Raw genomic sequence first — 24,506 nt, forward strand, 5'->3', positions numbered from 1 at the left:
GGCCCCTCTGCCAAGAAGAGGGCCGGGCGCCGGTCGGGGGGCTCGCAGAGCGAGCCGGGTCAGGAGCGCTGCAGGCGGTAGCGCAGCGCGGCGAGCTCGGCCCACAGCGGAGCGGGCACGCGGCCCTCGAACGTGCGGTAGAACTCCTCGGTGAGGTCGGCCTCGCGCAGCCACGAGTCGCGGTCGATCGCGAACAGCTCGTCGAGGTCGTCCGGGGTGACGTCCAGGCCCGTGAGGTCGAGGTCCTCGGTGCGGGGCAGGCGTCCGATGGGGCTGTCGACCGCGGGCACCTCGCCCTCGATGCGGCGGATGATCCAGTCGATGACGCGCGAGTTGTCGCCGAAGCCGGGCCACAGGAAGCGCCCGTCGGCGCCCTTGCGGAACCAATTCACCTGGAACACGCGCGGCGCGCGGTCGAAGCGCAGCTTCTGCCCGACCTTGAGCCAGTGCGCGAAGTAGTCGGCCATGTTGTAGCCGCAGAAGGGCAGCATCGCGAACGGGTCGCGGCGCAGCTCACCCACCGTGCCCTCCTGCGCGGCGGTCTTCTCGGACGAGATGTTCGAGCCCATGAAGACCCCGTGCGTCCAGTCGGTCGCCTCGACCACGAGCGGCACGTTCGTGGCGCGGCGCCCGCCGAACAGGATCGCGTCGAGCGGCACGCCCTGCGGGGCGTCCCAGTCCTCCGCGATCTGCGGGCACTGGGCGGCCGCAACGGTGAAGCGCGAGTTCGGGTGGGCGGCGGGGCGACCGGATGCCGGGGTCCACGGCTTGCCCTCCCAGTCGGTGAGCTCTGCCGGGGGCTCCTCGGTGAGACCCTCCCACCAGACGTCACCGTCGGGGCGCAGCGCGACGTTCGTGAAGATCGTGTTGCCCCACAGCGTCTCGACGGCCGTGACGTTGGTCGACTGCCCGGTGCCCGGGGCCACCCCGAAGAAGCCGGCCTCGGGGTTGATCGCCCACAGGCGGCCGTCCTCGCCGGGCCGCAGCCACGCGATGTCGTCGCCGAGGGTCTCGACTCGCCAGCCCGGGATCGTCGGCCGCAGCATCGCGAGGTTCGTCTTGCCGCACGCCGACGGGAACGCCGCAGCGAGGTGGTAGGCCCGGCCCGCCGGATCGATCACGCGGATCAGCAGCATGTGCTCGGCGAGCCACCCCTCGTTGCGGCCGATGACCGAGGCGATGCGCAGTGCGAAGCACTTCTTGGCGAGGATGGCGTTGCCGCCGTAGCCCGAGCCGAACGACCAGACCTCGAGGGTCTCGGGGAAGTGCACGATGTACTTCTCGTCGTTGCACGGCCACGGCACATCCTGCTGGCCGGGCTCGAGGGGCGCGCCGACCGAGTGGACCGTCTTCACCCACGGAGCGCCGGCCGCGATCTCACGCACCACCTCGGTGCCGACGCGCGTCATGATGCCGATCGACGCGACGGCGTAGGCGCTGTCGGTGACCTGCACGCCGATGTGCGACAGCGGGCCGCCGACCGCACCCATCGAGAACGGCACGACGTACATCGTGCGCCCCTTCATCGATCCTTCGAAGAGCGGCGTGATGGTGGCGCGGATCTCATCGGGGGCGATCCAGTTGTTCGTGGGTCCCGCGTCCTCCTCGCGCTCCGAGGCGATGAACGTGCGCGCCTCGGTGCGCGCGACGTCGCTCGGGTGCGAGCGGGCCAGGTACGAGCCGGGGCGCCACTCCGGGTTGAGCTTGATGAGCTTGCCCTCGTCGACCATCTCGCGCAGCAGCGCGTCGTTCTCGGCGCGCGTGCCGTCCACCCAGTGGATGCGGGCGGGCTTGGTGAGTGCAGCGATCTCGCCGACCCACGCCATGAGATCGGCCATGCCCTCGCCCTGGATCGTCGGCACGTCTCCATACGTCCGCGTCGAGGCGGGGCGGGCGGGTGCGGAACCCTCGGTCCGGGTGAAGATGTCGGCAAGAGCCATGTGTCGCTCCCCTTCGATTCGACGTGCAGATTCGTGCTCTGAATCCACTTTCGCGCGATTCGGACGCCTCTTCCCGACATACTCGGCGTCAAGAGTTGCGATTCTTTCGCTACCATCAAAGAATGCCGCCCACATCGCTCGAACTGTCGACCCTCGGTCACCGCATCCGTCATCAGCGTCTGGCGCACGGGTACACGCTCGACGAGCTCGGGGCCCTGGTCGGCGTGGCGGGAAGCCAGCTGAGCCTCATCGAGAACGGCAAGCGCGAGCCCAAGCTGTCGCTGCTGCAGGCCATCGCATCGGCGACCGGCGTCGAGGTGACCGAGCTGCTCTCGGCCGAGCCGCCGAACCGGCGCGCCGCGCTCGAGATCGAACTCGAGAGGGCGCAGTCGAGCTCGATCTTCCGTCAGCTGGGCATCGCCCCGGTCAAGGTCACCAAGGGCATGAGCGACGAGACCATCGAATCGATCCTGGGCCTTCACCGCGAGCTTCAGCGCCGCGAGCGCGAGGCGATCGCGACGCCCGAGGAGGCGCGCCGCGCCAACACCGAGCTGCGGCTGAAGATGCGCGAGCTCGACAACTACCTGCCCGACATCGAGAAGCTCGCCGAGAAGCAGCTGAAGGCCGCGGGCCACGTCTCAGGAGCCCTGACGCACCGCACCGTCAGCATCATGGCCGAGAAGCTGGGGTTCGAGCTGATCTACGTCAACGACCTGCCGCATTCGACGCGGTCGGTCACCGACCTCGAGCACGGCCGGATCTATCTGCCCCCGGCATCCATCCCCGGCGGTCACGGCCTGCGGTCGATGGCTCTGCAGGCCATGGCGCACCGGCTGCTGGGGCACAAGCGTCCCACCGATTACGCCGACTTCCTGCAGCAGCGGCTCGAGATCAACTACTACGCCGCGTGCTGCCTGATGCCCGAGACGGCGTCGGTGGCGTTCCTGCAGCAGGCGAAGAAGGATCGCAACCTCGCCGTCGAGGACTTCCGCGATGCGTTCGGCGTCACCCACGAAGCGGCGGGGATGCGCCTGACCAACCTCGCGACCAGGCATCTCGGCATCCGTCTGCACTTCCTGCGGGTCGACGGGTCGGGCGCCATCACGCGCGTCTACGAGAACGACGACCTACCTCTGCCGATGGATGTCACCGGGGCGGTGGACGGCCAGATCGCGTGCCGCAAGTTCTCGGCGCGCGCCGCGTTCTCGGAGCAGAACCGCACCACCGAGCACTACCAGTACACCGACACCCCCGCCGGCACGTACTGGTGCTCGACGCAGACGGGGTCGACATCGGCGGGTGAGTTCTCGATCACGGTCGGGGTGCCCTTCGACGACGCGCGATGGTTCCGCGGGCGCGAGACCCAGGAGCGCGCGACCTCGACGTGCCCCGACGAGTCGTGCTGCCGCCGGCCTCCCGCCGACGTGGCCGAGCGCTGGTCCGGCAAGGCCTGGCCGAGCGCCCGCGTGCATATGCAGATGTTCTCACCGCTCCCTCGCGGCGCGTTCCCCGGCGTCGACGACAACGAGGTCTACGACTTCCTCGACCGCCACGCCTGACGCCGTTCGCTCCGCAGGAGAAGTGCTCTTCGACAGGAGGGATCCGGCGCGGACGTCCTGTGCAACGACGTTCCTGCAGCCGAGCTGCGGCCGCGGGGCTAGGCCGTGATGAAGTCGCGGTAGCGGTCGAGGGCGGCGCCGATCTCGGCATCCGTCGCCGCTTCCGGCGAGAACAGCTCGGGCACCGGGTCGTCGGCGTGGCGGCCGACCGCGACGGAGTGCGTCCACACGCCGACCACCACACCGCGCGCGACGAGGATGGGTCGCACGATGCCGTTCATGCTCGGCCCGATCGCCTTCAGGAACTCCGGCGCGCACGGCACCGTCCGGTCGATGTACGAGAGGTAGTACTCCTCGAACGGCGGCAGCGCGACGACCTCGGGAGCGGCGGCATCGAACGCCGGCACGGACTCCGCGATGTACTGCGGCTCGGGTTCCTCGGACACGAGGGTGAGGCGATCGGATGCCGCTTCCGCCGCGGTGCGCGCGACCCCGAGTGGCAGAGCCGACCACCACGCGAAGTCCCGCGGTCCGGCGGGCCCATGCGAGGCGATGTAGCGGACGAACATCTCGGCGTGCGGATCGGCCGGGGTCGCCGCATCCGTGATCCACTCCTCCGTCAGCACGAGGTACTGCTCGCGCGTAGGACCGTTGTCGCGCGGGACCACCGGCCCCTGGCACACGAGACCTCGCAGCGACAGGTGCACGAGCACGTGATAGCCGCGCTGGCCGGCCGTCGAGACGCCGCCCGCCTCGAGCACCTCGAACAGCTCTTTGCGGGTCAGCCGGTTGCCACCGCTGAGCGCCGCGCGCACCGCCGAGGCCGCGCGCGCGACCTCGTCGGCGTCGATGCCTTCGCGTCGGTGGATGCTCGCCGCCTGCCGCTGCTGCCGCTCGCCGGTGATCGACAGGACCCACGCGAGGTCTCGCGCGGGGATGGCGTGGATGGTTCCGCGCATGGTCCACGAGCGCACGACCTCGCCGCGGTCGAACGCGGCATCGACGTCGCGGATCGTCGCGCGGCCGCGCGTGCGCGCGGCGAGCGCCCAGCGTCCGCCCCAGAACTCCTGCGCCTGCGTGGCGAGCATGTGCGACGCGGCGTCGGCCACGGTGGATGCGGGGGCGCTCAGCCGGTGGGACCGGAGCCGCGTGGCGCGCAGGGTGGCGGGAACCATGCGCCCATCATGGCCCACGACCGCGACACCTCAGGCTCTGGGCGCGTGCGCCGCATCGTATGCGTCGCGTGCCCGACCCGCGGCATCCGTCATGCGTGGAATCAGGACTCGTCGTCCTCCGCCGAATCGTCAGGCATCTCGTCGCTGCGGGGACCGACGAAATCGCCGGTGATCGTGTGCTCGCGTTCGACGTCCTTGATCACGTCGGTCTTGAGGTCGCTGGCAGGGTTGGTGTCCTCCGGCGACAGGCGTGGAATGGGTGTGTCGGTCATGATGCTCCCCTTCTGCTCGTCTGCGGGCTCATGCCTGCTCGTCCTCCTCCGGCTCGAACGTCGACGCCTCCCCGGTGTACCCGGCCGCCACCCCGTCCGGCTCGTCGGGGATCGTCTCGTCCGGCCCGAGTCCGCCCGGCTTCGCGGTGCCTTCGTCGCCCGATTGCCGCTGATTCGCGTCGCGATCCATGTGCGCCTCCGTTCGTCGGGCTCGAACGTACGTGGCGCCTTCGCGTGCGCGCATCCCGCTTGACAAGCGGTCGTCGCTTGTTCTCGAGCGCGCCGCCGGCGCGCTTGACCTTGACGTAGCGTCAACACCGAGACTTGGGCACATGACTGCTTCACCTGAACTCGAGACGGGAATCACCCGCGACATCTACGGCATGCCGGCCTTCGTCTCGCTGGAGGTCTCCGACGTGCGGGCCGCCGCCGCATGGTTCACCGGCGCCCTGGACTTCATCGAGCTGTTCGCGATGCCGCCGGGCGATCAGCCGATGCTGCTCCACCTGCGGCGGTGGCGCTACCAGGACATCCTGCTGCGCCGGAGCGAGGCCGATGCCGCCGTGGGTCGGGGACTGCAGCTCTCGTTCGCCGCGACGTACGAAGAGCTCGACGGGCTGGCCGATCGAGCGCGCAGCTTCGGCGGCACCGACGTCGAGGGCCCGTTCGACACCCACTGGAACACGCGCGATCTCGTGCTGACGAGTCCGCAGGGACTCCGCATCGTCCTGACCGCGCGGCGGCCCGAGCCCCTGCGCGACGCCGCGTTCACCGCCGACATGCAGCGCTGGTCACGCGAGCAGTGAGATGAGCGGATGCTCCCCACGCCCCCTCCACGCATCGCTTCGCGCTGCGCGGAGCCTCGGGGCGCGTGGGCCCACGATCCGAGGCATCCGCTCATTCCATCCGTTCGCGCCGATCAGAACGGGTTCGGCGTGAGGGTGTACTTCGTCTGCAGGTACTCGTGGATGCCCTCGGCGCCGCCCTCGCGACCGAGCCCTGACATCTTCCAGCCGCCGAACGGGGCCGCGGCGTTGGAGACGACGCCGACGTTGAGGCCCATCATGCCGGTCTCGAGCCGCTCGATCATGCGCTGGCCGCGCGCGAGGTTCTCGGTGAAGACGTACGAGACGAGGCCGTACTCGGTGTCGTTGGCGAGGCGCACGGCGTCGTCCTCGGTGTCGAACGGGATGATCGCGAGCACCGGGCCGAAGATCTCCTCGCGCAGGATGTCGCTGCCGGGCTGCACGTCGGTGACGACCGTGGGCTCGTAGAACGTGCCGGGGCCGTCGATCGCGTTGCCGCCGGTGGCGACGGACGCGCCACGGGCGACGGCATCCTGAACCAGGGACGACGCCTTGTCGACCGCACGGTCGTCGATGAGCGGGCCGATCGCGACGCCCTCCTCGGTGCCGCGGCCGATCTTCATGCCCTGCACGCGCTCGGTGACCCGGCGTGCGAACTCGTCGGCCACGGAGCGCTGCACGATGAAGCGGTTCGCCGCGGTGCAGGCCTGGCCGATGTTGCGGAACTTCGCGAGCATCGCACCGTCGACCGCCTTGTCGAGGTCGGCGTCGTCGAAGACCACGAACGGCGCGTTGCCGCCGAGCTCCATCGACGTGCGCAGCACGCCCTGCGCCGCCTGCTCGAGGAGGCGCTGGCCGACTTGCGTCGACCCGGTGAACGAGAGCTTGCGCAGCCGCGGGTCGCGGATGATCGGCTCCGAGACGGCGCCCGACGTCGAGGTCGTGAAGACGTTGACGACCCCGGCGGGCAGGCCCGCGTCCTCGAGCAGCTTCGCGAAGAACAGCGTGGTGAGCGGCGTGAGCTCGGCGGGCTTGATGACCACGGTGCAGCCCGCGGCGAGCGCCGGCGCGATCTTGCGGGTGGCCATGGCGAGCGGGAAGTTCCACGGCGTGATGAGGAAGCACGGCCCGACGGGGTGCTGCGACACGATCATGCGGCCGGTGCCCTCGGGGTTGGGTCCGTACCGGCCCTGGATCCGCGCGGTCTCCTCGCTGAACCACCGGATGAACTCGCCGCCGTACGCGACCTCGCCGCGGGCCTCGGCGAGCGGCTTGCCCATCTCGATCGTCATCAGCAGCGCGAACTCCTCCTTGCGCTCCTGCAGCAGGTCGAACGCGCGACGCAGGATCTCGGCGCGCTCGCGTGCCGGGGTCGCCGCCCAGGCCGGGAAGGCATCGACGGCGGCGTCGAGGGCGGCCTTGCCGTCCTCGGGCGACGCATTCGCGATCTCCTTGACGACCTGCCCGTTCGACGGGTCGTACACCTTCAGCGTCTTCCCGCCGGATGCCGCACGCCACTGTCCGCCGATGAACAGGCCGTCCGGGACGGACTCCAGCAGCTGGGTCTCACGGGTGTGGGTGATCGTCGTGGTCACGGGGACTCCCTCGTCGGTTCCGGATGCCACGCCTCGCGGCATCCCGTCGATCGCTGTCTTTCGGCCAATTCTGCCGTTCGGTGCGGCACTGTCACATGTACGTCGCGTACACCGAAGGGCTCTGCTTCGCCCGGATGTATCTGCCTCAGCCCGCCACCGTGGCGGGTGCGTGCTGAGGCAGGAACGTCTGGGCGAGGAAGGCCGACAGCTCGTCGGTCGCGTCGAGCGGGAAGATCCCCGCGACGTACTGGTCGGGGCGCACCACGACCACGACGCCGTCGCGCGACAGGCCGCGCTCGGCGAAGATGTCGGCGTCGCTCCAGGCGCTGGGTGCCGCGGCGTAGACCTTCTCCCAGTCGGTCAGCCCCAACGGGCCGGTCTTCGGCAGGAACAGCTCGGGGACGCGCGAGAGGTCGACCTCCTCGAATCGCTGCTGGTACACGACCTTCACGTCGAACACCGCGTCGACGTCCGCGCCGGCCGGCGTGAACGTCGCCACCGGCGACTCGGGCGACGCCATGAACCCGGCCCACGAGGCGAGAGCGGATGCCTCACCCGCCGCGGGCGCGTCGGCGAACGCGTAGATCCGCCAGCGGCCGTCGGCTCTGGCATGGTGACCGAGGTGCACGACGTTGCCGTCGCACACGCGCACGACCTCGACCGACTTGAAGCGCTTGCCGAGCGGGAAGCCCTCGGCGAGCGCCTGATGACCGGCGAGGTGGGCAGAATCCGTCACGATCATCGACGGGCCGTACTGGGTCATGAAGCCCGACGGGAACTCGGCCGTGGCCAGGTAGTAGGTGGCGAGATCCTGCGGGTCGGTGATCTCTTCGGGCTTGCGGGCCATCAGCGACGACCATTCGCGGTCGAAGTCGATGAGCTGCTGCGCGACCGGCTGCCGCTCGGCGGAGTACGTCGACAGCAGCGACGCGGGACTGAGGCCCGTGAGCACGTGCCCGAGCTTCCAGCCGAGGTTGAACCCGTCCTGCATCGACACGTTCATGCCCTGGCCGGCCTTCGCGCTGTGCGTGTGGCACGCGTCGCCGGCGAGGAACACGCGCGGGTCGTGGCCCTGGTCGACGTCGACGTCGTCGAACTTGTCGGTCACGCGGTGCCCGACCTCGTACACGCTGTGCCACGCGACCTGCTTCACGTCGATCGAGTACGGATGAAGGATCTCGTTCGCCCGGCGGATGATCTCTTCGACCGGTGTCTGGCGCACGCGGTGGTCGTCGTCCTTCGCGACCTCGCCCAGGTCGATGTACATGCGACTGAGGTATCCGCCTTCGCGGGGGATGTGCAGGATGTTGCCGGCGGCCGAATTGATGGCGCACTTGGTGCGCCAGTCCGGGAAGTCGGTGTTGACGAGCACGTCCATGACGCCCCACGCGTGCGACGCGAACTCGCCGACGTGCTTGCGCCCGATCGCCTCGCGCACGCCGCTGCGCGCGCCGTCGCAGCCGACGACGTACTTCGCGCGGACGGTTCGCTCCTCCCCCGCGCGCTCGCCCGCGGTGTACCGCACGCGGACCTCGACCGGATACCGGCCCTCCTCGTCGACGGTGAGTCCCGCGAACTCGATGCCGTAATCGGGCACGATGCGGCCAGGGCCGTGCGCGGCCGCCTCGGCGAAGTAGTCGAGCACGCGCGCCTGATTCACGATGAGGTGCGGGAACTCGCTGATCTTGAACGCGTAGTCCTCGGTGCGCGCGGTGCGCACGATGTTCCGCGGGTTCTCGGGATCGGGCGCCCAGAAGTTCATGTACGCGATGTTGTACGCCTCGGCCGTGATGCGCTCGGCGAACCCGAAGGCCTGGAACGTCTCGACGCTGCGCGGCTGGATGCCGTCGGCCTGGCCCAGCACGAGCCGGCCGTCGCGGCGCTCGATCAGGCGGGTCGCGACTCCGGGGAACTGAGACATCTGCGCCGCGAGCAGCATTCCGGCAGGACCCGAGCCCACGATGAGCACGTCCATCTCGTCGGGAAGCTCGGTCGGCCGGTCGATGCCGGTCCCGGCGGCCGGCTGCACGCGCGGCTCACCCGAGACGTATCCGTGGTGGTGGAACTGCATTTCTCTCCTCGCCGCGCCGATGCTTGCGATGGGACCGGACCCGTTCTATATTCGAACACGCCGTTCTACTAACGAACAGATCGTATACGACCCCCGTCGCCAGGGCAATGCTCCTCGTGCGCGAGACTTCGCCTTTGTCATCGAAAGGACGCCAGCACGTGACAGAAGTGACGTCTCGCGCAGATGCAGGGACGAGGGTGCCCGCATCGCAGACGCTGAGCCGCGGCATCCGGGTTCTCGAAGTGCTCGCCGATGCGCGGGAGCCGCTGACCATCGACGCTCTCTCGGGCCGCCTCGACCTGCACCGGTCGGTCGTCTACCGCCTGCTGCGGACTCTCGAGGACCACGGCCTCGTGACCCGCGACTCGATGGGACGGGCGCAGCTCGGTCCGCGGCTGGCGGCCCTCGCCGCCGGCGTCGCGCACGATCTGCAGGCTGAGGCGCTCCCCGAGCTCACCGCGGTCGCGAACGAGCTCGGCATGACGACGTTCCTGGCCGTGCTCGACCACGACGAGTGCGTCACGCTCGCCTCGATCGAGCCGCGGCACGCGGTGGCGTCGGTTGCGCAGCGGCCGGGAACGCGCCACCCCGTCACGCGCGGCGCGCCGGGCAAGGCGATCATGTCGCTCCTGCCTCCGGCATCCTGGCCGGCCGAGGTGTCGTCCGCCCTCGCGGCGGAGGTGACGGATGCCGCGACCCGCGGCTTCGCGACGAGCCACGACGAGGTCATCCCGACGCTGCGCGCGGTCGCGGTGCCCCTCGCCCTGCGGGGGCGCGAGCCGGCCTCGATCGCGGTCGTGTACGTCGCGAGCACGCACGACGACGCCGAGATCGCGGCGCGTCTGGCCCGCTCGGCCGCGGCGATCCGCGAAGCCCTCGGCGGCTGATCCTCGCCCCACCGGCGTGCGCGACGCCTGAGTTCCGGTCACGACGCGCTCAGTGAGGCGCCGGCGGCGGGGCGGCGACCCCGAAGCTCAGGAGTCGTGCACGATCACCCTGAGGCGGGGAACTCGTTCACGAAGCGGATGTTGTATTCGGCGACCCGCTGCGGGACGCCCGCGAAAGCCTCGGCCCGCGCATCAGACGCCATGTAGGTCTTCTCGGTCTCGAGGAAAGCCGCCTCGTCGCCGGACGCACTCACCGCCCACACGAACTCGTTCGTCTCGGGCAGGCCGTAGGCGAACTCGATCTCGAACCCCGCGGCCGGTCGCACCTTCGGCATCCACTGCTGCCACCAGGCGACGAACGCGTCGTATTCTCCGTCGACGAGGGTGTAGCGGCGCAGCTGGATCGTCTTCATACGCTCCATCATGGCGGAAGTCCTATACTCGACTCGTCCGGCGGGGACGATCCCGCCGGTGCTCGAAAAAGGGGCACGCAGCCCGGCAGCCGCCGTCGCGAGACACATACGGACTTCGAACCTCCGTCTCGCGAAAGGCTTCGCCATGCCCACCGTCTCCGCACACGTCGCCCTCACGCTCGCCCGCCACGTCGACCACGTGTTCGGCGTGATGGGCAACGGCAACGCGTACTTCCTCGACGCCCTCGAACGCTCGACGGAGGTCGAGTTCACTGCCGTGCGGCACGAGGCCGGCGCCGTCGTGGCCGCCGACGCGTTCCACCGCGCGTCCGGCCGACTGGCCGCCGCGACCACCACCTACGGCGCCGGGTTCACCAACACGATCACGGCGCTGGCCGAGGCGGTGCAGGCGCACGTGCCGCTCGTGCTCGTCGTCGGCGACGAGCCCACGTCGGGCCCCCGTCCGTGGGACGTGGATCAGATCGCCCTCGCGTCGGCCGTCGGTGCGCGCACCTATACCGTCGGGCGAACGGATGCCGCGGCCACGACTGTGATCGCGATCGAGCACGCGCTCACCTACCGCGTGCCCACCGTGCTGGCGATCCCGTACGACGTCGCGGCGCGCGGCGCCGGGCCGGTGCCGGAGGCTCCCGAGCCCCGGATCCCCGACCCGCTCGCCCTGCGCGAGGAGTTCGCGCAGGCGACAGTGCGCGAGATCGCTCGCGCGCTGGCCGACGCGCGCCGCCCGTTCCTCCTGGCGGGACGCGGGGCGTGGATCTCGCATGCGGGCGAGGCGCTCGGCGCGCTCGCCGACGCCACGGGCGCGCTCACCGCGTCGACTGCACTCGGCCGGGGGGTCTTCCCCCGCGCCGAGTTCGACCTCGGCGTCACCGGCGGCTTCGGCGCGGAGCGCGCGATGGAGCTGGTCCACGAGGCCGATGTCGCCGTCGTGTTCGGGGCGTCGCTCAATCAGTTCACGATGCGCTTCGGCGACCTCTTCGCTCCCGGCACGCGCGTGTTCCAGGTCGACGTCGCGCCGACCGCGACCCATCCGTACGTCAGCGGCTATGTGCGCGGCGATGCCCGCGTCGTAGCCGAGGCACTCACGCACGAGGTGCGCCGGACCGCCGCCGAGCCGAGCGACTGGCGCGAATCGGTCGACGTCGCCGCCGCGCGGCGGTATGACGCGGGCGAGGGCGTTTCCGCGGACGGAAGGCTCGATCCGCGATCGGTCGCCGCGCGACTCGGCGAGCTGCTTCCGCAGGACCGGGTCGTCGTCTCGGACGGCGGTCACTTCATCGGCTGGGCGAACATGTTCTGGCCCGTCGCATCGCCCGACCGCATGATGATGGTCGGCACCGCGTTCCAGTCCATCGGCCAGGGCTGGCCATCGGTCGCGGGGGCCGCGCTGGCGAAGCCGGCATCGGCGGTGGTGCTGACGACAGGCGACGGCGGCGGGCTCATGGCCCTCGCCGACCTCGAGACCGCGGTGCGGGTCGCCGGAGGCCGCGGCGTCGCGGTCGTCTGGAACGACGCCGCCTACGGCGCCGAGATCAACCTCTACGGGCTCAAGGGCCTCGCCAAGGAGCCCATGCTCATCCCCGAGGTCGACTTCGCCGCGCTCGGCGAGGGCGTCGGCGCAGAGGGCGTCGTGGTGCGGCGCCTGGAGGATCTCGAGCGCGTCGCATCGTGGACGACCGAGCCCGAGGCGTCCCGCCGCTTCCTCGTGCTCGACTGCCGCATCTCGGGCACGGTCGTCGCGCCGTACCAGCACGAGATCATCCGCGTGAACTCGCAGCCCGTGTGAAGCAGGCTCCGCAGTCGTCGCTGCGCCGTGACCGCTGCGACACGCGACGGCGGAGTCCCGCAGCGGCAAGACGCGGCCCGGTCATCGCTTCGCGACCAGCCACGACGGCCCAGCACCGTCGACGGACGCCTCGCGGGCGCACCGCGCCGACGCGCGAGCGCCGTGGATTACTGAACGCTCGGTCTGTACGATGGTCGCGCAGCGCGCGAGCGGCTCGCCGCCGAGCGGAAGGATCCGGCATGGATGACGTCTACGCGACCGGCCACACGCGCCGCATGATCGCGAACGACCCGGCCTCGGCGGCGCTCGGCATGCGCGTGATGCGCGCCGAGCCCGGGAGGGCCGTGGTGCGCATGACCGTGCGCGCCGACATGCTCAACGGGTTCGCGGTGGCGCACGGCGGGCTGGTGTTCGCCCTCGCCGACACCGCGCTCGCGCTGGCCTGCAACGAGACGGATGCCGTGACCCTGGTCGCGGGCGCCGACATCGCGTTCCTCTCCCCCGCGCGCGAAGGCGACGAGCTCGAGGCGGTGGCCGAGCGCCGCACGCTCGAGGGCCGCTCGGGCATCTACGACGTGCGGGTGTCCACCGGCGACGGACGGATCGTCGCCGAGCTTCGTGGCCGCACACGCGTCACCGGGATGCCGCAGCCCTGACTCCGCAATCAGGCCGCCAGGCCGTCGGTCCGTTCACGCCCCCGACCCGCGACCCCTCTCTGCGAAAACACCAGTCCGCGAGCCGACACGCCGGGGCGAGGCATCCGCCGCCGGCGTGTCGCCGTCACTCACTGGTGTTTCGCAACCGCGGACTGAGGCTCAGGCCTTCGACAAGCCGTAGATCGGGCTGACCGACTGCTCGGCCTCGTGCTCGGGACCGAGCGGGATGCCGCTGCGGTCGCGCAGCAGCAGCGTGCCGATGAGGCCGATCACGGTCATGCCGGCGAGGTACCACGTGACCGAGATCGTCGAGCCGGTCTGCTGCACGAGCCACGTCGCGATGGTGGGGGCGAACGCGCCGCCGAGGATCGCGCCGATCGCGTACGAGATCGACACACCCGAGAACCGGATCGACGCCGGGAACAGCTCGGAGTAGAGGGCGGCCTGCGGTCCGTACGTGAACCCGAGGCCGATCGTGAGGATCGCGAGGCCCAGGAACAGCAGCCAGATGTTGCCGGTGTTCACGAGCGGGAAGAGCGTGAAGACGCCGACGAGCTGCAGGATCCAGCCGAAGATGTAGGTCGTACGGCGCCCGATGCGGTCCGACACGAACCCCGCCGCAAGCGTCGAGAGCAGCCACGTCACGGCGGAGCCCGCGACGGCCCACAGCACGGGTCCGCGCTCGAGCGCGAGAGGGCCTTCGGGGTTGGTCGAATAGCCCTGGATGTAGCCGCCCGTGGTCATGTAGCCGACCGCGTTGTTGCCGGCGAACACCAGCGCGGCGATGAAGACGAGGAGGGAGTGCTTGCGGAAGAGCGTGATGATCGGCATCCGCGCCTTCTCCTTGCGCTCGGCGAGCTCGGCGAACACCGGGCTCTCCTCCACGCGACGTCGGACGTAGTAGCCGACGAGGATCAGCACGACGCTGAGGAGGAACGGGATGCGCCAGCCCCACGCGAGGAACGCATCGCCCGGCGCGATCATCGCCATGAGCGCCATGACCCCCGAGGCCAGCAGCAGGCCGAGCGGCACGCCGATCTGCGGCGAGGCGCCGAACGCGCCGCGGCGCTGCCTCGGCGCGTGCTCGACGGCCATGAGCACCGCGCCGCCCCACTCGCCGCCGGCCGAGATGCCCTGCAGGATGCGCAGCAGCACCAGGAGGATGGGCGCCGCGATGCCGATCGCCTCGTACGTGGGAAGCACTCCGATGAGCGCGGTGGCGGCACCCATCAGGATGAGCGTCCACATCAGCACGACCTTGCGGCCGTACTTGTCGCCGAAGTGCCCGGCGAGGAATGCGCCGAGCGGGCGGAACAGGAAGCTCACGCCGACCGTCGCGAACGCGATGAGCGCACTGTTGGCGCCGAGGGGGGCGAAGAACAGCTCGCCGAACACGAGGCCGACGGCCGTGGCGTAGATGAAGAAGTCGTACCACTCGACGGTCGTGCCGACGACCGTCGCGAAGACGACGCGGCGGCGGTCGACCGCCGATGCGATCGTGCCGGTGGGCGTGAAGCCGGGCTGGGAGGTGCTCATTTCGGGTGACTCCTGTGTCTGGGTGACGTCGTCGTCGCGGCATCTGCATGTGATGGTTGCCGCTGGTTCGACCGATGATATACGATTTCGGATACGACGCAAGAGTGAGGATGCTCATGGACGAGAAATCGGATGCCGCGGCCCCGGGCCGTGCGACCGATGCACGATTCGCCGCGCTGCCCGCACGGCCGGGCAAGGTCATCGCGATCCACCTCAGCTACGCGTCGCGTGCGGATCAGCGCGGACGCCGGCCGCAGCATCCGTCGTACTTCTTCAAGCCCTCGAGCTCGATCGCGGCCTCCGGCAGCACGATCGAGCGGCCCGCCGGCACCGAGCTGCTCGCGTTCGAAGGCGAGATCGCACTCGTCATCGGCGCTCCCGCCCGCCGCGTCACCCTCGACGACGCGTGGGCGCACGTCGCCGCGGTCACCGCCGCGAACGACTTCGGCCTCTACGACCTCCGCGCGAACGACAAGGGGTCGAATGTGCGGTCCAAGGGCGGCGACGGGTACACGCCGATCGGCCCGTCCCTCATCGAGGCGCGCGCCGTCGATCCGCGGATTCTGCGGATCCGCACGTGGCTCAACGGATCGCTCGTCCAGGACGACACGTCGGCCGGCATGATCTTCCCGCTCGAGCAGCTGGTCGCCGACCTGTCGCAGCACTTCACGCTCGAGCCGGGCGACGTGATCCTCACCGGGACCCCGGCGGGATCCTCCGTCGCGGCGCCCGGCGATGTCGTCGAGGTGGAGGTCGACGTGCCGGGCGGCCCGAGCACGGGGCGCCTCGTGACCACCGTGGTGCAAGGCGACGTCGCGTTCGATCCCGGGCTCGGCTCGCTGCCCGCTGCGGACGACCTGCAGCGCGCCGAGGCCTGGGGTTCGCGCGAGGCTGCGGGTCTGCCCGCGGAGGAATCGATCGCCCCGGGAGGGAGCGCGGCGACGGAGGCCTCCCTCTCCCCCGGCCTCCGTGCGAAGCTCGAGGCCGCGCCCGTCGCGGGCCTCTCGGCGCAGCTGCGCAAGCGCGGGCTGAACAACGTTCACATCGACGGCGTCAAGCCGCTGCATCCGGAATCCAAGCTCGTCGGCACCGCTCGCACGCTGCGCTTCGTACCCAACCGCGAGGACCTCTTCGCGTCGCACGGCGGCGGCTACAACGCGCAGAAGCGCGCGTTCGACGCTGTCGGCGAGGGCGACGTGATCGTGATCGAGGCGCGCGGCGAGGCCGGGTCGGGCACGCTCGGCGACATCCTCGCGATCCGTGCGCACGCGCGGGGCGCCGCGGGCATCGTGACCGACGGAGGCGTGCGGGATGCCGCGGCCGTCGCCGCGGTCGGCATCCCGGTGTACTCGTCGGGGGCACACCCCGCCGTCCTCGGACGCAAGCACGTGCCGTGGGACACCGACGTCGCGGTGGCGTGCGGCGGCGCGACGGTCGAGCCCGGCGACGTCATCGTGGGCGACGCCGACGGCGTCATCGTGATCCCCCGCGCGCTCGTCGAGGAGGTCGTCGACGCCACCCTCGCCCAGGAGGACGAGGACGCGTGGATCGCGCAGCGCGTCGCGGAGGGGCATCCCGTCGACGGGCTCTTCCCGATGGACGCCGAGTGGCGCGCCCGCTTCGAGGCTGCGAGGGAGGGCCACCGATGACCGATCTCGACACGGCGCACGAGGCGCCCAGCCAGAGCAAGTCGCAGCGCGCGTACCACTGGATCAAGGAGCGCATCGCGAACCAGGAGTTCACTCCCGGCTACCGCCTCGTGCTCGGCTCGATCGCCGGCGATCTCGACATGAGCGTCGTGCCGGTGCGCGAGGCGATCCGCCAGCTCGAGGCCGAGGGACTCGTGACCTTCGAGCGCAACGTCGGAGCTCGCGTGTCGATGGTCGACGACTCGCAGTACCGCTTCAGCATGCAGGCGCTGTCGATCCTCGAAGGCACGGCGACCGCGCTCGCGGCCCGCCGGCTCACGGCCGACGACCTCCGCAACGCCCGCCGCATCAACGAGCTCATGATCGAGACGCTCGAGCACTTCGACCCGCGGGCGTTCACCGCGCTCAACCAGGAGTTCCACGCCGCGCTGTTCTCGAAGTGCGCGAACCCCCGCATGCTCGAGCTCGTCAACGCCGAGTGGGCGCGCCTCGGGCACCTGCGCGACTCGACCTTCAGCTTCGTCCCCGGCCGCGCGGCCGAGTCCGTCCGCGAGCACGAGAACATCATCCAGCTCATCGAGACGGGCGCCCCGCTCGGCGAGATCGAGAAGGCGGCCCGGCGGCACCGGTCCGCGACGCTCGACGCGTACATGATCCACGAGCATCCCGACGAGGCCCTCGGCCTGCCGGCGTTCTGAACCTCCGCGGATGCCGGGGCACCGGCATCCGTCACCGTCCCCTCCCCACGAAGGAGCACCCCATGACCGACACCACCACCGCACTGGATGCCCGGCACGTGCCCGACGGGCTGCCCGAGCGCATCCAGCACTACATCGACGGCCAGTTCGTCGACTCGGTCGACGGCGACACGTTCGACGTGCTCGACCCGGTCACGAACGAGACCTACGTCCAGGCAGCCGCGGGCAAGAAGGCCGATGTCGACCGCGCCGTCGCCGCTGCGCGTCGTGCGTTCACCGAGGGGCCTTGGCCGCGCATGCTGCCTCGCGAGCGCTCGCGGGTGCTGCACCGCATCGCCGACATCGTCGAGTCCCGCGACGCCCGACTCGCCGAGCTGGAGTCGTTCGACTCGGGGCTGCCGATCACGCAGGCACTCGGCCAGGCGCGGCGGGCGGCCGAGAACTTCCGCTTCTTCGCCGATCTGATCGTGGCGCAGGCCGACGACGCCTACAAGGTTCCCGGACGCCAGATGAACTACGTCAACCGCAAGCCGATCGGCGTCGCGGGACTCATCACGCCATGGAACACGCCGTTCATGCTCGAGTCGTGGAAGCTCGGCCCCGCCCTCGCCACCGGCAACACCGTCGTGCTCAAGCCCGCGGAGTTCACGCCGCTGTCGGCCTCGCTGTGGGCGGGCATCTTCGAGGAGGCGGGGCTCCCCCAGGGTGTCTTCAACCTCGTCAACGGACTGGGTGAGGATGCCGGTGACGCTCTTGTGAAGCACCCCGAGGTGCCGCTCATCTCGTTCACCGGCGAGAGCCGCACCGGGCAGATCATCTTCGGCAACGCGGCGCCGTTCCTCAAGGGGCTGTCGATGGAGCTCGGCGGCAAGAGCCCGGCGGTCGTATTCGCCGACGCCGACCTCGAGTCGGCGATCGACGCGACGATCTTCGGCGTCTTCTCCCTCAACGGCGAGCGCTGCACCGCGGGATCCCGCATCCTCGTGGAGCGCTCGATCTACGACGAGTTCGTCGCGCGCTACGCCGCGCAGGCCGACCGTGTGATCGTGGGCTACCCGCACGACCCCAAGACCGAGGTCGGAGCGCTCGTGCACCCCGAGCACTACGACAAGGTCATGTCGTACATCGAGATCGGCAAGAGCGAGGCGCGGCTGGTCGCGGGCGGCGCACGGCCGGACGGCTTCGACGAGGGCAACTTCGTGCGTCCGACGGTGTTCGCGGACGTCGCGCCCGACGCCCGGATCTTCCAGGAGGAGATCTTCGGACCCGTGGTCGCGATCACCCCGTTCGACACCGACGAGGAGGCGCTCGAACTCGCCAACGGCGTCAAGTACGGCCTCGCCGCCTACGTCTGGACGAACGACCTCAAGCGCGCGCACAACTTCTCGCAGGCGATCGAGGCGGGCATGGTGTGGCTCAACTCCAACAACGTCCGCGACCTGCGCACCCCGTTCGGCGGCGTCAAGGCCTCGGGTCTCGGCCACGAGGGCGGCTACCGCTCGATCGACTTCTACACCGACCAGCAGGCCGTGCACATCACGCTCGGCCCGGCGCACAACCCCACTTTCGGCAAGGACGCGAAATGACCCACCGCGACGACATGACCCTCACCTCCTCCGGCTTCTACGTGAGCCAGGAGGCGCCGATCCACACCGACAACCCGATCCCGACGCCGACGAGCCCGGCGCCCGACATCCTGCGGTGCGCGTACATGGAGCTCGTCGTCACCGACCTGGCCGCGTCGCGCACGTTCTACGTCGACGTCCTCGGGCTGTACGTCACCGAGGAGGACGACGAGAGCATCTACCTGCGCTCGACGGAGGAGTTCATCCACCACAACCTCGTGCTGCGGCGCGGCGACGTCGCAGCGGTCGCCGCGTTCTCGTACCGGGTGCGCACCCCCGAGGACCTCGACAGGGCGGAGGCCTTCTACCGCGAGCTCGGCTGCGAGGTGCGGCGGCAGGCCTCGGGCTTCACGAAGGGCATCGGCGAGTCGGTGCGCGTGATCGACCCGCTCGGGTTCCCGTACGAGTTCTTCCACGACGTACAGCACGTCGAGCGGCTGTCGTGGCGCTACGACCTGCACACCCCCGGCGAGCTGGTGCGACTCGACCACTTCAACCAGGTCACGCCCGACGTGCCGCGGGCGGTCAACTTCATGCAGAGCCTCGGCTTCCGCGTCACGGAGGACATCCAGGACGAGCAGGGAACCGTCTACGCCGCGTGGATGCGCCGCAAGCCCACCGTCCACGACACCGCGATGACCGGCGGCGACGGTCCCCGCATGCATCACGTCGCGTTCTCGACGCACGAGAAGCACAACATCCTGGCGATCTGCGACAAGCTGGGCGCCCTGCGCCGTTCCGACGCGATCGAGCGCGGCCCCGGCCGCCACGGTGTGTCGAACGCGTTCTACCTGTACCTGCGCGACCCCGACGGCCACCGCGTCGAGATCTATACGCAGGACTACTACACCGGCGACCCCGACAACCCGGTCGTCACGTGGGACGTGCACGACAACCAGCGCCGCGACTGGTGGGGAAACCCCGTGGTCCCGTCGTGGTACACCGAGGCATCGCTCGTGCTCGACCTCGACGGCAACCCCCAGCCCGTCGTCGCGCGCACCGACGAGTCCGAGATGGCCGTGACGATCGGCGCCGACGGCTTCTCGTACACGCGCCCCGACGACAAGGACGAGGAGCTTCCCAGCTGGAAGCAGGGCGAGTACAAGCTCGGCCACCAGCTGTAGCCGAGGCATCCTCAGAAGGAGAGAACGGATGCTGCACCCCGAGGTCATCCAGCAGCTCGCGGAGGAGCTGGCCGAGGCCGACCGCACGCACGGCGTGATCCCCCGCATCACCGCACGGCACCCGGACGCGACGGTCGAGGACTCGTACGCGATCCAGGGCGTGTGGCGCGACCGCATGATCGCGGACGGCCGCCCGCTCGTCGGCCGCAAGATCGGGCTCACCTCCAAGGCGATGCAGCAGGCGACGGGTATCACCGAGCCGGACTACGGCGTGATGTTCGACGACACCGTGTACGAGTCCGGGGCCGAGATCCCCGTCGAGAGGTTCTCGAACGTGCGCATCGAGGTCGAGCTCGCGTTCGTGCTGAAGCAGCCGCTCGAGGGTCCGGACTGCACGCTCGACGACGCCCTCGCCGCGATCGACTACGCCGTGCCGGCGCTCGAGATCCTCAACTCGCACATCGAGCTGGAGGGCCGCACCATCGTCGACACGATCGCCGACAACGCCGCCTACGGCGCGATGGTGCTCGGCACGACCCGCAGGCGTCCCGGCGAGATAGACCTGCGCTGGGTTCCAGGGGTGCTCTCCCGCAACGGCGAGATCGAAGAGACCGGCGTGGCCGCGGGCGTGCTCGGACACCCCGCGACCGGCGTCGCCTGGCTCGCGAACAAGTTCCACCAGCACGGCGCACGGCTCGAGGCGGGCGAGATCATCCTCGCCGGGTCGTTCACGCGTCCCCTGTGGGTGTCGCGGGGCGATAGCGTCAGATGCGACTACGGACCCATGGGGGTGATCGAGTGTCGCTTCGTCTGACTCCGACCTTCCGCGATGCGCTGGCCGACGGCATCCGTCCTCTCGCGGGAATGTGGGTGTGCTCCGGCTCGCCGCTCGTCGCCGAGATCTGCGCGGGCTCCGGCCTGGACTGGCTGCTCATCGACATGGAGCATTCCCCGAACGGTCTCGAGTCAGTGCTGGCGCAGCTGCAGGCGGTCGCGGCGTACCCGGTGACCCCGGTGGTGCGCGTGCCGATCGGCGACGTCGTGACGATCAAGCAGGTGCTCGACCTCGGAGCGCAGAACCTGCTCGTGCCGATGGTCTCGTCGAGGACGGATGCCGAGGCCGCCGTCGCGGCCGTGCGCTATCCCCCGCGCGGCACGAGGGGCGTCGGTTCGGCGCTCGCGAGGTCTGCGCGGTGGAACCGCGTCGACGGCTACCTCCAGGACGCCGACGCGCACGTGTCGCTGTTCGTCCAGATCGAGACGGTCGCGGGCGTCGAGGCCGCGGCGGAGATCGCCGCGGTCGACGGCGTCGACGGCGTGTTCGTCGGGCCGAGCGACCTCGCGGCGTCGATGGGGCTCCTGGGTCAGCAGACGCACGCGGATGTCGTCGCGGCGGCCCTCCGCACGTTCGAGGCCGTGCGCGCGGCGGGCAAGCCCGTGGGCGTCAACGCCTTCGACCCGGCGGCTGCCGACGCGTACCTCGAGGCCGGCGCATCGTTCGTGCTCGTCGGCGCCGACACCGCGATGCTCGCCCGCGGCTCGGAGTCCCTCGCGGCCCGCTTCATCCCGGCCGGCCCGGGCCCCGATCGCGCCTCGTACTGACCCCGCGCATCACGACCGAGGCACCCGCTCGCGCCGGCGTCGTGTTCGCAATTCAGGAAGAACGCCGGCTGCTGCCGCGCTCTGCCGCGGGATTCCGCGGTCGGCCGATGCGCGCTCGCGGTTCTTCCTGAGTTATGCGCAGTCCCGACCGCCCGCGCGACATGGCACAGTGATTCCATGAAGAAGTGGGTCGTCCGGTTCGTGTCGCTGCTCGTGTTCAACGTCCTCGTGCTGCTCGTGGTCGGCTGGCTCACGCCCGCTCGCGTGGGATGGGCGGCATTGTGGGCGGGCATCGTCCTGACCGCGCTCGTGATCTGGATCAAGCCGCTCGTCGAGAAGTGGTTCCGCTCGATCGCCGCGAAGCGCGGGCGGGCGGGTGAGAAGCTCGTCGAGCTGCTGATCGCGTTCGCCGTCGCGCTCGTGGTCTGGATCGCGACGGTGCTGTTCACCGGCGTCTCGATCGGCGGAGGCTTGTTCGGGGCCTTCTGGGGCTACGTGCTGCCGCCGGTGATCCTCCTCATCGGCTGGGCGGTCTATGACGCGATCGACGACCGCGTCGAGTCGCACGCCGGCGCGCTGTACGACCGGGCGACGGGCGGCCGGGCGGCGGATGCCTCGGCAACCGGCTCCGCTGCACCCGCGGCTCCGCCGAGTTCGGAGACTGCGGCAGGCCGCCGCGAGCTGAACGACGGACTCACCGACGAGCAGCGCCGCATGCTCGACGAGCTCGGCTGAGCGCTCACGCGCCCACCGCGGGTGCGCTCGCCGGCGGGTGCGTTACCACTTCGGGTGCTGTCGCCGAGCCGAAGGTCGGGTGCGCGGATGACGCGTGCTCTCGGCAAGAGCGCACGGAGCGGACGGGATGCCTCGGCCCGCGGCGCGGTGCTCGATGCGACGCGCGTGCCGCGTGCCGCAGCACGCGAGAGCCCCGTCTCTCCGGAAGGGTCCGGAGAGACGGGGCGGGTGGCACGAGCGCCGAGCAGCCGGCGGCGACAGTCGGAGCACTCGGAGCCGAGGACGCCGCTACCGGCGCTTGGCGGTGACGATGAGGTACTCCCACGGCATGACGCCGTCCTGCGAGAACCGGTCGCCCAGCGCCGCCATCTCGGCATCGAGGGCCGCGACCTTCTCGTCGTCGTCGGCGATGAAGCGGTACACCGCGATCGTCGGGCCGTAGTGCGCCTTGAAGAAGTCGCGGAACTCCGCCCCGTCGGCGAATCGGTCGACCCGGAGCGCCTGCTGGTGCGCAGAGATCTCGTCGACGCGGTCGCCGAACAGCTCGCGGACATGCTCGACGCTCCCCCAGAGCGGAGCCGGCGAGGCGCCAGGAGGGGGCGGCGGTGCGAACGGCTTCATCGTTGCGAAGAGCTGCCCGATGAACCCGTCCGGGGTCCAGCTGAGGACGCCGATCGTCCCGCCCGGCCGGCACACCCGAAGGAGCTCGTCGGCGGCCAGCTGATGATGCGGGGCGAACATCACTCCGATGCTCGACATGACCACGTCGAAGTCGGCGTCGGCGAAGGGAAGGGCCTCCGCGTCGGCCGTCTGCCACGTCAGTTCGACGCCCTCCGCCTCCGCCGCGGCGCGCCCGACCGCGAGGAGCTCGGGGGTGAGGTCGGTCGCAACGACCTCGGCGCCACGCCGTGCCGACGGGATCGCCGAAGTGCCGGTGCCGGCGGCCACGTCGAGGACGCGCTGCCCTGCCCGGACATCGATCGCCTCGACGAGGATTCCGCCGAGGGCGTGGACGACCTCGTCGACGACGGTGGGGTAGCTACCGCTCGCCCACATCGCAGCGTGCTTCGCCTTGAGGGCGCGGTCCTCTTCTGTCGCGGTGACGACCCCGGTGGTGCTGGTGAATGATGACATCCGTTCCTCCCGTGGTGGTGGTTGTTGATGTCACCACGCTAGGAATCGGGCACCCCTGCTCACATCGGCGCCGACGCGCAATCGGGCGCACGCCATGGGCGCCCGATGACGGCTGACGCGTAGTCGTCAGCGGCCCGAGAGCAGCCGGGCGACAGCCGCCGTGCGCGCCGTCCGGCCGCTCAGCCCGAGCTTCGCATACGCATTCTGCAGGTGGCGCTCGACGGTGCGCACCGAGAGGAACAGGTGCGCCGCGATCGCGTCGTTGTCGTATCCCGCCGCAGCGAGCCGGAGGATGTCGAGCTCGCGGGGCGAGACCAAAGCGGCGACGTCCTCGGGGATCCCCGCTGCGGCGAGCTCTCGATCCGGTCGGAGGAACTCCGTGACCTCGTGCAGGAAGACCTGCCAGGCGGGTTCGTCAGCGAGGACGATGTGGTTGTTGCTGTCGAGTGCGATCAGGCGCGCGCCCTTGATGTTCGCGGCGAGGTGCCGCGCGTGGTGGAACTCGTTCATCTGATCGCCCCGGCTGTGGATGACGAGCGTCGGCAGGTCGAGCTCGGGCAGTCGCCACGTCGAGTCGGTGACCTGCCGCTGTGTGCGCGCGAGGACGGCCGTCTCGGTGTCGCACGCGCGCCGCTGCAGGTCATCCAGCCACTGCATCTGCTCTTCTGTGCCACCGGGGATCATCATGCTGCTGAACACCCGGCGGAACTCCGACGTCGGTCGCGCCCACCCCACCTTGATCAGCGCCTCGAACGCGGCGAGCAACTCGAGCTCTTCAGGGGTCGCGGCCGCCTGCGCGCCGGAGTAGCTTCCGTAGAACACGAGGCGCGTGAGGCGCTCGGGGTGCCGGGCTGCGAACTCGATGGCCACCGGCCCGCCCTGCGCCATCGCCAGGAGCGCGAAGCGGTCGAGACCTGCATCGGCCACGACCGCCTCCAGGTCGGCGACACGCGCCTCCAGGCTGTGGTCCGTGACGCCCCGATCAGAGAGCCCGTGGCCGCGCTCGTCGTACCGGATGACGGTCGCGATCCTGCCGAGCTCGACGAGGTAGTGGCGCCAGACCGGGCTCTCCCAGTCGAACTGCAGATGGCTGAGCCAGCAGGCGTCGATCAGCAGGGGCGGCCCGGACCCGTGCACGGCGTAGGCGATCCCGACCCCGTCGGCCGAGCGCGCGAAGTGGATGTCCTGCACCACGTCGGCTCTGATCGCCTCCACGGCGACA

The 24,506-nt window shown here is 70.4% G+C and carries 22 protein-coding genes; 12 read left to right on the forward strand and 10 right to left on the reverse strand.

What is annotated here, in order from left to right:
* Positions 1–59: 59 nt before the first annotated feature.
* Positions 60–1,940 carry a phosphoenolpyruvate carboxykinase (GTP) gene (locus AC3ANN_RS12370; protein ID WP_488337696.1) on the reverse strand — a complete coding sequence of 627 codons (1,881 nt, stop codon included), beginning with the start codon at positions 1,938–1,940 and terminating at the stop codon, positions 60–62.
* 122 nt (positions 1,941–2,062) lie between these two features.
* On the opposite strand from AC3ANN_RS12370, the gene AC3ANN_RS12375 reads away from it, so the two are divergent.
* On the forward strand, positions 2,063–3,499 hold the full coding sequence (locus tag AC3ANN_RS12375; RefSeq protein ID WP_488337697.1) for a helix-turn-helix domain-containing protein: 1,437 nt from the start codon (positions 2,063–2,065) through the stop codon (positions 3,497–3,499).
* 98 nt (positions 3,500–3,597) lie between these two features.
* Here AC3ANN_RS12375 and AC3ANN_RS12380 read toward each other — a convergent pair whose 3' ends face one another.
* From AC3ANN_RS12380 to AC3ANN_RS12390, 3 genes are all read right to left on the reverse strand, one after another.
* Entirely contained in the window at positions 3,598–4,674 is a 1,077-nt protein-coding gene (locus AC3ANN_RS12380) for a winged helix DNA-binding domain-containing protein (RefSeq protein ID WP_488337698.1), read from the reverse strand.
* Between the two features lie 101 nt (positions 4,675–4,775).
* Positions 4,776–4,946, reverse strand: a complete 171-nt coding sequence (locus AC3ANN_RS12385; protein WP_488337699.1) for a hypothetical protein — start codon at positions 4,944–4,946, stop codon at positions 4,776–4,778.
* 28 nt (positions 4,947–4,974) lie between these two features.
* Entirely contained in the window at positions 4,975–5,136 is a 162-nt protein-coding gene (locus tag AC3ANN_RS12390) for a hypothetical protein (protein WP_488337700.1), read from the reverse strand.
* Between the two features lie 142 nt (positions 5,137–5,278).
* On the opposite strand from AC3ANN_RS12390, the gene AC3ANN_RS12395 reads away from it, so the two are divergent.
* Positions 5,279–5,752, forward strand: coding sequence for a VOC family protein (locus AC3ANN_RS12395; RefSeq protein WP_488337701.1), 474 nt, complete (start codon positions 5,279–5,281; stop codon positions 5,750–5,752).
* 113 nt (positions 5,753–5,865) lie between these two features.
* On the opposite strand, the gene AC3ANN_RS12400 is transcribed toward AC3ANN_RS12395, so the two are convergent.
* Both AC3ANN_RS12400 and AC3ANN_RS12405 read right to left on the reverse strand, forming a co-directional pair.
* Positions 5,866–7,335 carry an NAD-dependent succinate-semialdehyde dehydrogenase gene (locus AC3ANN_RS12400; RefSeq protein ID WP_488340835.1) on the reverse strand — a complete coding sequence of 490 codons (1,470 nt, stop codon included), beginning with the start codon at positions 7,333–7,335 and terminating at the stop codon, positions 5,866–5,868.
* A gap of 157 nt (positions 7,336–7,492) precedes the next feature.
* The gene (locus tag AC3ANN_RS12405; RefSeq protein ID WP_488337702.1) at positions 7,493–9,418 is read right to left on the reverse strand and encodes an FAD-binding monooxygenase; all 1,926 of its coding nucleotides are present in this window, start codon (positions 9,416–9,418) and stop codon (positions 7,493–7,495) included.
* 197 nt (positions 9,419–9,615) lie between these two features.
* Here AC3ANN_RS12405 and AC3ANN_RS12410 point away from each other — a divergent pair, with 197 nt between their 5' ends.
* Positions 9,616–10,305, forward strand: coding sequence for an IclR family transcriptional regulator (locus tag AC3ANN_RS12410; protein ID WP_488337703.1), 690 nt, complete (start codon positions 9,616–9,618; stop codon positions 10,303–10,305).
* A gap of 104 nt (positions 10,306–10,409) precedes the next feature.
* On the opposite strand, the gene AC3ANN_RS12415 is transcribed toward AC3ANN_RS12410, so the two are convergent.
* The gene (locus AC3ANN_RS12415) at positions 10,410–10,730 is read right to left on the reverse strand and encodes a hypothetical protein (protein ID WP_488337704.1); all 321 of its coding nucleotides are present in this window, start codon (positions 10,728–10,730) and stop codon (positions 10,410–10,412) included.
* A 133-nt stretch (positions 10,731–10,863) separates the two neighbouring features.
* On the opposite strand from AC3ANN_RS12415, the gene AC3ANN_RS12420 reads away from it, so the two are divergent.
* Complete coding sequence (locus AC3ANN_RS12420) at positions 10,864–12,525, forward strand: thiamine pyrophosphate-binding protein (protein WP_488337705.1); 1,662 nt, start codon at positions 10,864–10,866, stop codon at positions 12,523–12,525.
* A 239-nt stretch (positions 12,526–12,764) separates the two neighbouring features.
* Positions 12,765–13,181, forward strand: coding sequence for a hydroxyphenylacetyl-CoA thioesterase PaaI (gene paaI, locus AC3ANN_RS12425; RefSeq protein WP_488337706.1), 417 nt, complete (start codon positions 12,765–12,767; stop codon positions 13,179–13,181).
* Positions 13,182–13,340: 159 nt separating this feature from the next.
* Here the strand turns inward: paaI and AC3ANN_RS12430 are convergent, their stop codons facing one another.
* Positions 13,341–14,717, reverse strand: a complete 1,377-nt coding sequence (locus tag AC3ANN_RS12430) for an MFS transporter (RefSeq protein ID WP_488337707.1) — start codon at positions 14,715–14,717, stop codon at positions 13,341–13,343.
* 116 nt (positions 14,718–14,833) lie between these two features.
* On the opposite strand from AC3ANN_RS12430, the gene AC3ANN_RS12435 reads away from it, so the two are divergent.
* From AC3ANN_RS12435 to AC3ANN_RS12465, 7 genes are all read left to right on the forward strand, one after another.
* Entirely contained in the window at positions 14,834–16,366 is a 1,533-nt protein-coding gene (locus AC3ANN_RS12435; protein WP_488337708.1) for a fumarylacetoacetate hydrolase family protein, read from the forward strand.
* A complete protein-coding gene (locus tag AC3ANN_RS12440) occupies positions 16,363–17,064 on the forward strand; it encodes a GntR family transcriptional regulator (protein ID WP_488337709.1) in 702 nt (233 codons plus the stop codon). Before AC3ANN_RS12435 ends, AC3ANN_RS12440 begins: the two co-directional genes overlap by 4 nt.
* 62 nt (positions 17,065–17,126) lie before the next feature.
* Positions 17,127–18,650 (forward strand): 5-carboxymethyl-2-hydroxymuconate semialdehyde dehydrogenase, encoded by a 1,524-nt coding sequence (hpaE, locus tag AC3ANN_RS12445; RefSeq protein ID WP_488337710.1) that lies wholly within the window; start codon positions 17,127–17,129, stop codon positions 18,648–18,650.
* Positions 18,647–19,813 carry a 3,4-dihydroxyphenylacetate 2,3-dioxygenase gene (hpaD, locus tag AC3ANN_RS12450; protein WP_488337711.1) on the forward strand — a complete coding sequence of 389 codons (1,167 nt, stop codon included), beginning with the start codon at positions 18,647–18,649 and terminating at the stop codon, positions 19,811–19,813. The genes hpaE and hpaD overlap by 4 nt, the downstream gene beginning before the upstream one ends.
* Positions 19,814–19,841: 28 nt before the next feature.
* Entirely contained in the window at positions 19,842–20,627 is a 786-nt protein-coding gene (locus AC3ANN_RS12455; protein WP_488337712.1) for a 2-keto-4-pentenoate hydratase, read from the forward strand.
* Positions 20,612–21,415 carry an HpcH/HpaI aldolase family protein gene (locus AC3ANN_RS12460; protein WP_488337713.1) on the forward strand — a complete coding sequence of 268 codons (804 nt, stop codon included), beginning with the start codon at positions 20,612–20,614 and terminating at the stop codon, positions 21,413–21,415. The genes AC3ANN_RS12455 and AC3ANN_RS12460 overlap by 16 nt, the downstream gene beginning before the upstream one ends.
* A 177-nt stretch (positions 21,416–21,592) precedes the next feature.
* Positions 21,593–22,150, forward strand: coding sequence for a hypothetical protein (locus AC3ANN_RS12465; protein ID WP_488337714.1), 558 nt, complete (start codon positions 21,593–21,595; stop codon positions 22,148–22,150).
* Between the two features lie 288 nt (positions 22,151–22,438).
* On the opposite strand, the gene AC3ANN_RS12470 is transcribed toward AC3ANN_RS12465, so the two are convergent.
* Both AC3ANN_RS12470 and AC3ANN_RS12475 read right to left on the reverse strand, forming a co-directional pair.
* Entirely contained in the window at positions 22,439–23,284 is an 846-nt protein-coding gene (locus tag AC3ANN_RS12470; RefSeq protein WP_488337715.1) for a class I SAM-dependent methyltransferase, read from the reverse strand.
* A gap of 126 nt (positions 23,285–23,410) precedes the next feature.
* A complete protein-coding gene (locus tag AC3ANN_RS12475) occupies positions 23,411–24,499 on the reverse strand; it encodes an alpha/beta fold hydrolase (RefSeq protein ID WP_488337716.1) in 1,089 nt (362 codons plus the stop codon).
* Between the last annotated feature and the right edge of the window lie 7 nt (positions 24,500–24,506).

This window comes from Microbacterium sp. STRO-2N (genome assembly GCF_057747775.1).

Bases quoted from the DNA above. Each gene is read 5' to 3' on its own strand.
- AC3ANN_RS12370 (WP_488337696.1), bottom strand. From the start codon at position 1,940: ATGGCTCTTGCCGACATCTTCACCCGGACCGAGGGTTCCGCACCCGCC.
- AC3ANN_RS12375 (WP_488337697.1), top strand. From the start codon at position 2,063: ATGCCGCCCACATCGCTCGAACTGTCGACCCTCGGTCACCGCATCCGT.
- AC3ANN_RS12380 (WP_488337698.1), bottom strand. From the start codon at position 4,674: ATGGTTCCCGCCACCCTGCGCGCCACGCGGCTCCGGTCCCACCGGCTG.
- AC3ANN_RS12385 (WP_488337699.1), bottom strand. From the start codon at position 4,946: ATGACCGACACACCCATTCCACGCCTGTCGCCGGAGGACACCAACCCT.
- AC3ANN_RS12390 (WP_488337700.1), bottom strand. From the start codon at position 5,136: ATGGATCGCGACGCGAATCAGCGGCAATCGGGCGACGAAGGCACCGCG.
- AC3ANN_RS12395 (WP_488337701.1), top strand. From the start codon at position 5,279: ATGACTGCTTCACCTGAACTCGAGACGGGAATCACCCGCGACATCTAC.
- AC3ANN_RS12405 (WP_488337702.1), bottom strand. From the start codon at position 9,418: ATGCAGTTCCACCACCACGGATACGTCTCGGGTGAGCCGCGCGTGCAG.
- AC3ANN_RS12415 (WP_488337704.1), bottom strand. From the start codon at position 10,730: ATGATGGAGCGTATGAAGACGATCCAGCTGCGCCGCTACACCCTCGTC.
- AC3ANN_RS12420 (WP_488337705.1), top strand. From the start codon at position 10,864: ATGCCCACCGTCTCCGCACACGTCGCCCTCACGCTCGCCCGCCACGTC.
- paaI (WP_488337706.1), top strand. From the start codon at position 12,765: ATGGATGACGTCTACGCGACCGGCCACACGCGCCGCATGATCGCGAAC.
- AC3ANN_RS12430 (WP_488337707.1), bottom strand. From the start codon at position 14,717: ATGAGCACCTCCCAGCCCGGCTTCACGCCCACCGGCACGATCGCATCG.
- AC3ANN_RS12435 (WP_488337708.1), top strand. From the start codon at position 14,834: ATGGACGAGAAATCGGATGCCGCGGCCCCGGGCCGTGCGACCGATGCA.
- AC3ANN_RS12440 (WP_488337709.1), top strand. From the start codon at position 16,363: ATGACCGATCTCGACACGGCGCACGAGGCGCCCAGCCAGAGCAAGTCG.
- hpaE (WP_488337710.1), top strand. From the start codon at position 17,127: ATGACCGACACCACCACCGCACTGGATGCCCGGCACGTGCCCGACGGG.
- hpaD (WP_488337711.1), top strand. From the start codon at position 18,647: ATGACCCACCGCGACGACATGACCCTCACCTCCTCCGGCTTCTACGTG.
- AC3ANN_RS12455 (WP_488337712.1), top strand. From the start codon at position 19,842: ATGCTGCACCCCGAGGTCATCCAGCAGCTCGCGGAGGAGCTGGCCGAG.
- AC3ANN_RS12465 (WP_488337714.1), top strand. From the start codon at position 21,593: ATGAAGAAGTGGGTCGTCCGGTTCGTGTCGCTGCTCGTGTTCAACGTC.
- AC3ANN_RS12470 (WP_488337715.1), bottom strand. From the start codon at position 23,284: ATGTCATCATTCACCAGCACCACCGGGGTCGTCACCGCGACAGAAGAG.